The following is a 10,203-nucleotide window of genomic DNA, read 5'->3' on the forward strand; positions in this document are numbered from 1 at the left end:
TGCCGGCGATTTCCTGCCTATATTGTTAATTCTCGGCCTCCCAGCGCCGCAGCCATTCCCACAAAGCCTGGGCCACCTGCTGATTCATACCAGGGACAGCTGCCAGCTCCTCCACCGTTGCCGCCCGGATTTTGGCCAGAGAGCCGAAATGTTTGTATAAAGCCTGTTTGCGCTTGCTGCCTATACCCGGCACTTCTTCCAGCACACTCCGCAAATTGCGCTGAGTCCGCAATTTGCGGTGGTAAGTCAGGGCAAAGCGATGGGCTTCATCCCGGATGCGCTGCAGGAGGTAGAGCCCCTGGGACTGCCGTGGCAGGATGATGGGCTCAGACTGGTGGGGAGCAAACAGCCATTCTTCTTCTTTAGCCAGGCCAAAGGTAGGGATATGGCCAAATCCCAGCTCCTCCATTACCCGCCGGGCAACAGCGAGCTGACCTTTGCCCCCATCGACAATCAGCAAATCCGGGAGCTGAGCAAATTTTTCATCCCCTTTGCGGGCCCGTTCCAGCCGCCGGCGCAGCACCTCAGCCATGGAAGCAAAATCATCGGGACCGATTACTGTCTTGATTTTGAAACGGCGATAACATTCAGGAGCAGGTTTCCCATCGAGGAAAACCACCATCGACCCTACCGATTCGCTACCCTGGGTGTTGGAAATATCATAGCACTCGATGCGCCGGGGTGGAGCTGCCAGTCCCAGGGCCTGAGCCAGTTCCTTCAACCCCTGTTCTCTGGTTTCCCGCTCTTTCAGAATGGCCGCTTCCTTCAGTTCCAGTTCCTGAACGGCATTTTTGTGGGCCATTTCCGTCAGGGCTTTTTTCTCCCCCCGCCGGGGCACCAGCAGTTCCACCTTTTTCCCCCGTCGGGCCTGCAGCCATTGTTCAATCACTTCTCTTTCCTCTTCCGGGACCCCCTCGGCCAGAATCACTTCCCCGGGAATAAACTGGGCCTGGCTATAGTATTGCTTGACCAGGGCCGCCATGATTTCCTCCCGGCTATATCCCTGGGTATCTCCCAGGAAAAACACCTCCCGCCCCAGTAAAGTACCATGGCGGATCAGCAAAATCACCCCGCAGGTTTCCCAGATTCCCCGGGCTACCGCCAGCACATCCCGATCCCCGCCGCCAGGGGTGAGCATCTTCTGTTTTTCGCCCAGAATCTCCAGGGCCTTGATCTGGTCCCGCAAACGGGCAGCCCGTTCGAAATCCCATTTTTCCGCCGCCTCGTTCATCTCCTGTTGCAATTGTTTGATCAGGTGGCCGTATTTCCCTTCCAGAAACAACAATACATCTTCCACCGTCCGCAGGTATTGCTCCCGGCTGATCTCCCCGCTGCAGGGAGCTGAACAGCGGCGAATGTGAAATTGCAGACAGGGGCGGCTGCGTTCCGTCAAGGTGCTACCCGGACAGGAACGCAGAGGAAAGAGTTTTTTCAGTAAATGCAAAGTCTCCTTAACCGCCCCGGCATGGACATAGGGGCCAAAGTAACGGGCCCCGTCGCGCTCGACCTTGCGGACATAAAGCACCCGGGGATATTGCTCCTGAACTGTAACCTTTATATAAGGGTAGTGTTTATCATCCTTGAGCAGAACATTATAACGGGGGCGATATTTCTTGATCAGGTTGCATTCCAGCATTAGGGCATCCACTTCGGTATCGGTGATGATATATTCCAGGTCAGCAATCTGTTCCACCATGGCCCTGACCTTTTCCGTCTGGTTGGCAGTGGATTGAAAATAAGAGCGCACCCGGTTTTTCAGAACCCGTGCCTTGCCAACATAGATAACCTGCCCCCCGGCATTTTTCATCAGATAGACTCCAGGCTGTTCCGGCAAATGTTCCAGTTTGTGTTGCAATTCAGGCCGCATTTTCTCTCCTCCCAGCCCCATTATAACACATTTGAGAGCAGGAAGATTGCCCATACGAGAGGGACTGGCTTAAAATTAATTAAAAACCCTGTGCAGAGGTGATAAGTATGGACTTAGAGCAACTCCTGTCCCGCCTGGACGTGGACCTTTACGGTACTGCCCCTGTCTCCGCCTTTGACCAGGCTCCCCCGGGGTTTAAACCCCAGGACCTGTTGCCTACCGCGCAGCAGGTTATTGTAATCGCTCGAAGTCTGAATCCGACACCAATTCGCTATCTGCCGAAAACCCGCAACCAGTACATGGTAGAATTCGAAATGGCCAACTGGCATCTGACTCACGCTGCCTATCAGCTGGCCCGGCAACTCCAGCAACTGGGCCACCAGGCCCTGCCCATCAGCTCAGAAGCAGCCATCGGCGATTATGGGCGTCTGAAGGCGGATTTTTCCCTTAAACACGCTGCCGTCCTGGCCGGTCTGGGCTTTTTCGGCCTCAACAACCTGATTCTGACCCCTGCCTATGGCCCGGCCCAGCGCTGGGCAGCGGTGATTACCTCTGCCCCTTATACTCCGCTTCAGGTGGCTAACCCGGCCCGACCCGACCTTTGCAGTCAGTGCCAGGCCTGTGTCCGGCAGTGCCCGGCCGGGGCCCTGCAGGGCTGGGAAGGCCAGTATAATCCGACCACCGGCTGGACCATCAATAAAGAAAAATGCGCCCACTACATTTTCGTAGTGAACGCCGGTAAACGCTGCGGAATATGTATTGCCAGCTGTCCCCTTTTGCCAGAATAAGCTAGTGCAGCCTTCTGGCCTGAATATAATACCCCTCTTCACTGCCTTTGGGTTGCCAGGCGAAACCGTTTTCCTCCAGGATATCCACCACTTCATCGGTGAAGACCGGGTCTACCCGGTCAAAGACAATATTCAGGGTGTCTACCGGCCCCACCTGGCTGACTACTTCTTTGACCCGTTCCACTTTTTTCTGACCGTGGAGATTCCGTAAATCCACCTGCCAGTCGCTCATGGCAATCACCCTCCTTTGTCAATATTTTTCCCGCCAGCAGGAAAAAATAATCGGGCGTGGAATACTAGTGAGGGTGTAAATCTAATACGGCAGGTGAAAGTTTGTGAAAAAAATCCTTCTCCTTTCCTTCCTGGCAGCTGCGCTGCTTCTCGGGGGCTGTGCCAGCACTCAGCCGCAGGTGCCGCCTCATGCCAGCAACAGGGAAGAAAAATCCGGTCATATTAAACTGGTGCAGGGCCCCCTTACCCTGGAAGTGAGCCAGAAGCCCAAATATTTCAGTCCTGAGCTGATGCCCGCTGAGGAAGGCAAAGTGGTAATTGGCCTTTTTACCGCTATTACCAATGACAGCGACCAGGACCTGAACATCAAGCCGGAATTCGTTACCATCATCACCGAAGACGGCAAGAGCTATCAGTATTCGGAAGCCCGCACTGCCATTACCGGCAAAGGGGCCTTCAAAGCCATGGACCTGCCGCCCCATTACCGCGGTGGTGGTCTCCTGCTGTTTGAGATTCCCAGAGACCAGCAGGTGGATAAAGTCCTCTACGAGGATCAGGCTGGTCATAAATTTACCGTCAGTCTGCAGGCACCTCCCGGCAAAGTTTAAAAGCACAAGCGATATATTGTATACTTTTCCCGGTGTTATAGACACCGGGCTTTTCTTTATGTTACCCTTTTCCTTAGATAAAACGGAGGTGTGGCAAGATGGGCATGAATCTGACTCAAAAAATCATCGCCGCCCATTTGGTGGAAGGCCAAATGGTGCCTGGCCAAGAAATAGCCATCAAAATCGACCAGACCCTGACCCAGGATGCTACCGGTACCATGGCCTACTTGCAATTTGAAGCCATGGGCGTGCCCCGGGTCAAAACCGAGCTGTCCGTAAGTTATGTGGATCACAACACCCTGCAAACCGGGTTCGAAAATGCCGATGACCATCTGTTTTTGCAGACCATTGCCGCCAAACATGGTATTTATTTTTCCCGTCCCGGCAATGGTATCTGCCACCAGGTTCATTTAGAGCGTTTTGGCAAACCCGGCAAAACCCTGCTGGGTTCTGACAGCCATACCCCCACCGGCGGGGGCATCGGCATGCTGGCCATCGGGGCCGGAGGCCTGGATGTAGCGGTGGCCATGGCGGGCAAACCTTTTTATCTGACTATGCCCAAAGTGGTCAAAGTCGAGCTGCTGGGCCGCCTTTCCCCCTGGGTCAGTGCCAAGGATGTCATTCTCGAAGTGCTGCGCCGTCTCTCCGTCAAAGGCGGAGTGGGCAGGATTCTGGAATATACCGGCCCGGGGGTAGCAACCCTGACGGTACCGGAACGGGCCACCATCACCAATATGGGAGCCGAACTGGGGGCCACCACTTCCATCTTCCCCAGTGATGAAATCACCCGGGCCTTCCTGGCCGCCCAGGGCCGGGAGGAGGACTGGGTACCCCTGAGCGCTGATCCCGATGCGGTCTATGATGAGGAATTGACTATTGACCTTTCTGCCCTAGAACCCCTGATCGCCTGTCCCCACAGCCCGGATAAAGTAGTTCCGGTGCGGGAAATAGCTGGTCTCCCGGTGGACCAGGTGGCCATCGGTTCCTGTACCAATTCCTCTTACGTAGACCTGATGCGGGTGGCTGCTATCCTGCGGGGTAAGAAGATCCATCCCCGCACCAGTCTGGTAATCAGTCCTGGTTCCAGGCAAGTGCTGACTATGCTGGCCCAGAATGGCGCCCTGGCTGACCTGCTCAGCGCCGGAGTGCGCCTGCTGGAATGCACCTGCGGGCCCTGTATCGGCATGGGCCAGGCTCCTCCTTCTGCAGGCGTATCAGTGCGCACCTTTAACCGTAACTTTGAAGGGCGCAGTGGCACCAAAGATGCCCAGGTCTATCTGGCCAGTCCGGAAGTAGCCGCTGCTGCCGCCCTGACCGGCCAATTAACTGACCCACGGGAACTGGGCGCATATCCGGAAGTGACCTTACCGGAAAAGTTCCTGCTGGATGACAGCATGATCATCCCCCCGGCAGCGGCGCCGGAAACCGTTGAGGTACGGCGGGGCCCCAATATTAAGCCCCTGCCCAAAGGCCAGCCGCTGCCTGCTGAATACCGCGGTGAGGTCTTGTTGAAGGTAGGGGATAACATCACAACCGACCACATCATGCCGGCCGGCTCCAAAATCCTGCCTTTGCGTTCCAATATCCCGGCCATCAGCCAGTATGTCTTCCACCAGGTGGATCCCGAATTTCCCGCCCGGGCCCTGGCTAAAGGCGGTGGCGTTGTGGTGGGCGGCCAGAACTATGGCCAGGGCTCCAGCCGGGAGCATGCCGCTCTCGCCCCCATGTACCTGGGAGTACGGGCAGTGATTGCCCAGTCCTTCGCCCGTATCCACCGGGCCAATCTGATCAATTTCGGCATCCTGCCCCTGACTTTTGCCCGGGCAGAAGACTATGAGGCTATTGAACAGGGGGATATTATCCGCTTGCCCGAACTGGTTGAGCGGATTGGCGCCGGAGCCGAAGAAATAAATCTGATCGTGGAAAATAAAAATTTGACCATCCCCTTGCTGGTAGACCTTACCCCCCGCCAGCGGGCCATCCTGCTGGCGGGTGGACTGCTTAACTACGTCTGAGTCACCATTCAGGAAGAAGGACAGCCGTTTCCCCGGCGGGAAACGGCTGTTTTCGACCTTCCGCCTGCATTTCTCTCCCCTTCACCGCAAATTTCTTGCCGTCCACTCCGTCCTCCCTTTATATTGAAACTAAGAAAGAGGAAGGAGGAGGCGCCGATGGGATACCTTTCTATCTTGCACGAAGCTCAACCCTTTAGCTTGCTGCCCCCGGAAGCATTGCAGGCAGCTTTAGTCAAATGCGAATCCCGGCTTTATCCCAAAGGCACCTATATCTTCCGACAGGGTGAACCCTCCCGCGCTGTCCTCTATATTCTTACCAATGGCCTGGCCGAAGTAGTCCTGACCAACGAAAAAGGAGAAGACAACGTGGTAGGACTGCGTCAGCCCCGGGATTTCTTCGGGGAAACGGTCCTGTTCAATGACAAGCCCTATCCCGGTTCTGTGCGAGCAGTAGAGGATTGTATCTGCTTGCTTATGCCCCGGGAAGTTTTTGAAAGTCTGCTGGAAAACTATCCTAAATTCGCCGGTTATTTTACCCAAACCCTTTTAGAACGGATGCGGGTAATTTATGAAGAAGTGGTTGCCGAACAGAGTTATCTGGCCGGCAACCTGGAAACCCAGCCTTTTCGCAAGCGGCTGTCGGAAATCATGACCAGCCCGGTTCTGACCTGCCGCGCCAACCAGACCGTCACCGAAGTAGCTCAGCTCATGGCGGAGCGCAATATCGGGGCTCTGGTCGTGGTGGATGGTCAGGAGCGGGCGGTGGGAATCGTCACCGACCGGGACCTGGTAGCTAAAGTGCTGGCCCAGGGCTGTCCGCAAACCGGGGATATTACCGCCGATATGGTAATGAACACCCAGCTGGTTTCCCTGCCTCCTGATGCTTTTTATTCCGAGGCCTTGCTGGCCATGGTCAAAAATAAAGTCAAATATCTGGCTGTGGTAGACCAGGGCCATCTTTTCGGGATTATCTCCATGCGGGATCTGATTCGGGCCCGCAGCTCCGGCGCCCTCACTACTGTCGATACCATTGAAACCTCCCGCAACCTGGACGATCTGGTCCAGGCCACCCGGGAAGTGGATCAGGTACTGGTGGGTTTGCTGGCTGAAAATGCCCCTATTGAAGAAATCTTCGTGGTTATGAGTGAGTTCTATGACCGGCTCACCGCCAAAGTCATTCAGCTGGCGGAAGAGGAAATGGTCCAGGCCGGTCTGGGTACCCCTCCTGTCCCTTACTGTTTTATCACCATGGGCAGTGGCGGCCGCAAGGAACAGGTCCTGCGCACTGACCAGGATAATGGCATTATCTATGCCGATGTCCCGGCCAACCTGGCCGAGGAAGCTCAGAACTATTTTCTTACCCTGGGGGAGAAAATCGTCAATGGCCTGGTCGCCTGTGGCTTTGCCCGCTGCAAGGGCAATGTCATGGCCTCCAATCCGGAGTGGACCAAACCCCTGCGCCAGTGGTACCTGGATGTCACCAGCTGGATCGCTCAGCCGGTACCGGAAATAGTGCGCAAACTCACCATTTTCCTGGATTTCCGCCCCGTCTACGGCAAAAAGGAACTGGCCCAGGATTTGCGCCATTTTGTCCATCGCCGGGTGGAGGATTATCCGGTTCTGCTCCATTTTCTGGCCAAGGATGATCTGGAATACAAAGTGCCCCTGGGGTTTTTCCGGCAATTCATTACGGAAAAGCACGGGGAGCATAAAAATGAAATCGATTTAAAGCGGGCGGTTTGTGTGCATATGGTGGATTGTGCCCGGATTTTTGCCCTCAAATGGGGCATTGACGAAACCAGTACCCTGGGGCGTTTGAAAATCATGGAACAGCGCAATATTTTCAACCCCGAGGATAGTGAGTATTATTCCACTGCCTATAAAATCCTGATGACCCTGCGCCTGAAAACCAACCTTAAGAAACTGGAGCAGGGACTGGAAGCCGATAACTGGATCAATCCCAATCAGTTGCCTAAAAAAGAAGCGGCCACTTTGCGTTATGCCATGCTGGCCGTCGATAAACTGCAGAGCTTTACTGGTACTGTTTTTCATGCCGGGTAGGGGGTAGATGATGATGTTACGCGCGTGGTTAGGCCGCACCTCCCGATTGATGGGATTTGAAACTGCGGGAGGAGATAGAGCCTGTGACTCCCTGATTTTGACCGAGGTTAAGGAAAAATTGAAGAAATTCCAGGAACAGCGCCACAATCCCCAGACACCGCTACGGGAAATGGAATTTGTTGTTTTTGATCTGGAAACCACCGGGTTGTATCCCTTTAGCGGTGATACCATCACCTCTATCGGTGCTGTTCTAATCAAAAATGGTGAAATCTGCCCTGAACATTCCTTTCAGGAGCTGGTCAATCCCGGTCGTCCCATTCCACCGCTGGTCACCCAGATTACCGGTATCGATAATGAAATGGTGGCTGAGGCCGATGATTTTCTGACGGTCTTCAACCGTTTCCTTGACTTCTGCGGGAACCGGATGCTGATCGCCCATAATTCCGATTTTGACCTGGCTTTTATTAATATCCAGTTGAAAAAAGCTTTAAAAACCAAATTCAAGCCAGTTATCCTCGATACGGTAGTTCTGGCCATGGCCCTGCAGCCCTATCGCAGTTCCTATACCCTGGATAGCCTCTGTACCGCCTGGCAAATAAAAACCCCCCTGCGCCATACGGCACTGGGGGATGCGCTGATCACCAGCCGCTTGTTTTTGACTTTTCTGCAGGAATTTCAGCAACGGGGAATCAAAACCGTGGGTGACTTGCTCAGCCTCTTGCACTGGCGCAACCTGCTCTAGCCACTAAAACCCGGGGCCCCTTCCAGGCCCAGCAAATAGAGCTTGACCTCCAGTCCACCCCCATACCCAACCAGTGCCCCTGATTTGCCGATTACGCGGTGACAGGGGATGATGACGGGTATGGGGTTTCTGTTGTTGGCCTGTCCCACGGCCCTGACTGCTCGCGGTTTGCCGATATTGGTAGCGATCTCCTGGTAGGTTCGAGTTTCGCCATAGGGGATTTTCTGCAGTTCCTGCCAGACCTGCAGTTGGAATGGGCTACCACTTACATCCAGCGGCAGGTCAAATTGTTGCAGCTCTCCGGCAAAATAAGCGCCCAGCTGTTCTATTGCCTGCTGGTGGGCTTTGAGGTTGCGTTCCACCACTATCTCCTCAGTCCATTTCCGATTTAACCAGTTCAGTAAAGTAGCCTGTCCTTCTCCCGGCAAAACCAGGCGACAGAGCCCCTTTTCCGTACTGACCAGGACCAGCGGCCCAATGGGACTTAACATTTCTGACCAGCGTATGATTTCCATGCTCTGCCTCCTATGCTGAAGCAACTTCCGGCTGCACCTGGCTGCCATCGGGAATAACCAGCAGGGAATAATCCTGTCCGTATTGTTCTTCTACCTGCAGCAGTGCAGTCGGGATACTGTCAGCATAACGCATAAAGAGGCTCTCCGTCAACTCTTTTCCCAGATCTGAGATTAAAATTACCTGTTTTTCCTGTAAGACCCTGGCGATAGCATAGGCCTTGTGTCCGCCCAGGACAAACCCCTGTTCAAAACGGCGGAAAATATCTTCCAGAGTCTCTGCTTCCAGCATCCATTTTTCAAAAGTATGTTCGCCCAGTCCTTCCCTGCAGCGGGCCAGCAGGATGATGGTTCCGCCCGGCCGGGTGGCAGCTGCCGCTGCCTCCAGGGCCTTTTGGGCCTGGTAGAGATTGATGTCCTTGGGATGGCCACCGGCACTGACCAGCACCACATCAGCGGCCCGAGGTACTGTGACCATACTCATCTGGCGGCAGGTTTCCACTCCGGCCAGCCAGGCCTGTTCCAGGTCACCGGCCACTGCCTGCACGATTTCCTTTTTCTCATTGGTCACTACATTGAGGATAAAATCCACACCCACCAGGCGCGCGGCCTCCAGCATCAGCCAGTGGACCGGATTAGTGCGCCAGTTGCCGGCACAGGCGCGGGGATCGGTCATGAGGCTGTGATTGTACTGAATCAGATTGCGAGCTGCCACCCCGGGGAGAATGGATTTGCGGCCACCGGAGAACCCGGCGATATAATGCATGGTAATCAGGCCGGTGGTGATGATAAAATCCGCTTCAGCCACCAGACGGTTAATAACCAGCTCTTGTCCATCGGACAGGCGTCCGATGGCTACCAGATCCCGGTCACAGTCATGGCTAATGATATTAAAACGCCGGCAAATTTCTTCCCCAAAGCTGGCCCGATTTTCTTCTTCCGTATTGGCCCGGTGACTCCCGGTCGCCACCACCAGGGTCACCTGTTCATCCCCGATCCCGGCCCTTTCCAGCTCAGCTACCAGCGGTGGCAACATCACCTCATAGGGTGTGGGCCGGGTAACATCATTGACAACAATTACAACCTTTTGCGGCTGCCGCTCCCTGAGGAGCTCTGCCAGAGGCGAAGTTCCAATGGGCTCAGCCAGCGCCCGGCTGATCTCAGCTAGAGGATCACTCACTCCCGGCAAAGATCTGGGTGTAATAATCTGGCAATATCCCTTCGGATTCAGCTCAACCTGAAGTTTATCCTTTCCATAAGCCAGTTTTACTTCCAAGACAGTCCACCTGGTTCAAAAAACTTGACTGTTTTTATTTTCAGCCAAGTTGGCCCCCAGACCAGGATTTCGCCTCCTTTCCGAATACTTGATTTGCCCCCGC

At 54.7% G+C, this 10,203-nt stretch carries 9 protein-coding genes; 5 read left to right on the plus strand and 4 right to left on the minus strand.

Annotated features, from left to right (window positions below; all coding sequences use genetic code 11):
• Positions 1 to 25 precede the first annotated feature (25 nt).
• The gene (gene uvrC / locus B5D20_RS09565) at positions 26 to 1,867 is read right to left on the minus strand and encodes an excinuclease ABC subunit UvrC (protein ID WP_078666016.1); all 1,842 of its coding nucleotides are present in this window, start codon (positions 1,865 to 1,867) and stop codon (positions 26 to 28) included.
• 107 nt (positions 1,868 to 1,974) lie between these two features.
• Between uvrC and B5D20_RS09570 the strand changes: the two genes are divergently transcribed.
• Positions 1,975 to 2,655, plus strand: coding sequence for a 4Fe-4S dicluster domain-containing protein (locus B5D20_RS09570; protein WP_078666017.1), 681 nt, complete (start codon positions 1,975 to 1,977; stop codon positions 2,653 to 2,655).
• A gap of 1 nt (position 2,656) precedes the next feature.
• Here B5D20_RS09570 and B5D20_RS09575 read toward each other — a convergent pair whose 3' ends face one another.
• On the minus strand, positions 2,657 to 2,887 hold the full coding sequence (locus tag B5D20_RS09575; protein ID WP_078666018.1) for a hypothetical protein: 231 nt from the start codon (positions 2,885 to 2,887) through the stop codon (positions 2,657 to 2,659).
• Positions 2,888 to 2,990: 103 nt separating this feature from the next.
• On the opposite strand from B5D20_RS09575, the gene B5D20_RS09580 reads away from it, so the two are divergent.
• From B5D20_RS09580 to B5D20_RS09595, 4 genes are all read left to right on the plus strand, one after another.
• Positions 2,991 to 3,494, plus strand: coding sequence for a DUF4352 domain-containing protein (locus tag B5D20_RS09580; protein WP_078666019.1), 504 nt, complete (start codon positions 2,991 to 2,993; stop codon positions 3,492 to 3,494).
• Positions 3,495 to 3,592: 98 nt separating this feature from the next.
• Positions 3,593 to 5,509, plus strand: coding sequence for an aconitate hydratase (locus B5D20_RS09585; protein WP_078666020.1), 1,917 nt, complete (start codon positions 3,593 to 3,595; stop codon positions 5,507 to 5,509).
• 156 nt (positions 5,510 to 5,665) lie between these two features.
• A complete protein-coding gene (locus B5D20_RS09590; RefSeq protein WP_078666021.1) occupies positions 5,666 to 7,570 on the plus strand; it encodes a DUF294 nucleotidyltransferase-like domain-containing protein in 1,905 nt (634 codons plus the stop codon).
• A 10-nt stretch (positions 7,571 to 7,580) separates the two neighbouring features.
• A complete protein-coding gene (locus B5D20_RS09595) occupies positions 7,581 to 8,312 on the plus strand; it encodes a 3'-5' exonuclease (protein WP_159071797.1) in 732 nt (243 codons plus the stop codon).
• Here B5D20_RS09595 and B5D20_RS14220 read toward each other — a convergent pair.
• Both B5D20_RS14220 and larAH6 read right to left on the minus strand, forming a co-directional pair.
• Positions 8,309 to 8,827: a methylated-DNA--[protein]-cysteine S-methyltransferase gene (locus tag B5D20_RS14220; RefSeq protein ID WP_078666023.1), complete on the minus strand. Its 519-nt coding sequence runs from the start codon at positions 8,825 to 8,827 to the stop codon at positions 8,309 to 8,311. The two genes, B5D20_RS09595 and B5D20_RS14220, sit on opposite strands and share 4 nt — an antisense overlap.
• Positions 8,828 to 8,837: 10 nt before the next feature.
• Positions 8,838 to 10,100, minus strand: a complete 1,263-nt coding sequence (gene larAH6, locus B5D20_RS09605; RefSeq protein ID WP_078666024.1) for a nickel-dependent malate racemase, LarAH6 family — start codon at positions 10,098 to 10,100, stop codon at positions 8,838 to 8,840.
• Positions 10,101 to 10,203 lie beyond the last annotated feature (103 nt).

The organism is Carboxydocella sporoproducens DSM 16521, assembly GCF_900167165.1.
Lineage (GTDB): Bacteria > Bacillota.

Excerpts from the sequence above, each read along its gene's own strand:
- uvrC (WP_078666016.1), bottom strand. The coding sequence starts at position 1,867 with ATGCGGCCTGAATTGCAACACAAACTGGAACATTTGCCGGAACAGCCT.
- B5D20_RS09570 (WP_078666017.1), top strand. The coding sequence starts at position 1,975 with ATGGACTTAGAGCAACTCCTGTCCCGCCTGGACGTGGACCTTTACGGT.
- B5D20_RS09575 (WP_078666018.1), bottom strand. The coding sequence starts at position 2,887 with ATGAGCGACTGGCAGGTGGATTTACGGAATCTCCACGGTCAGAAAAAA.
- B5D20_RS09585 (WP_078666020.1), top strand. The coding sequence starts at position 3,593 with ATGGGCATGAATCTGACTCAAAAAATCATCGCCGCCCATTTGGTGGAA.
- B5D20_RS09590 (WP_078666021.1), top strand. The coding sequence starts at position 5,666 with ATGGGATACCTTTCTATCTTGCACGAAGCTCAACCCTTTAGCTTGCTG.
- B5D20_RS09595 (WP_159071797.1), top strand. The coding sequence starts at position 7,581 with ATGATGTTACGCGCGTGGTTAGGCCGCACCTCCCGATTGATGGGATTT.
- B5D20_RS14220 (WP_078666023.1), bottom strand. The coding sequence starts at position 8,827 with ATGGAAATCATACGCTGGTCAGAAATGTTAAGTCCCATTGGGCCGCTG.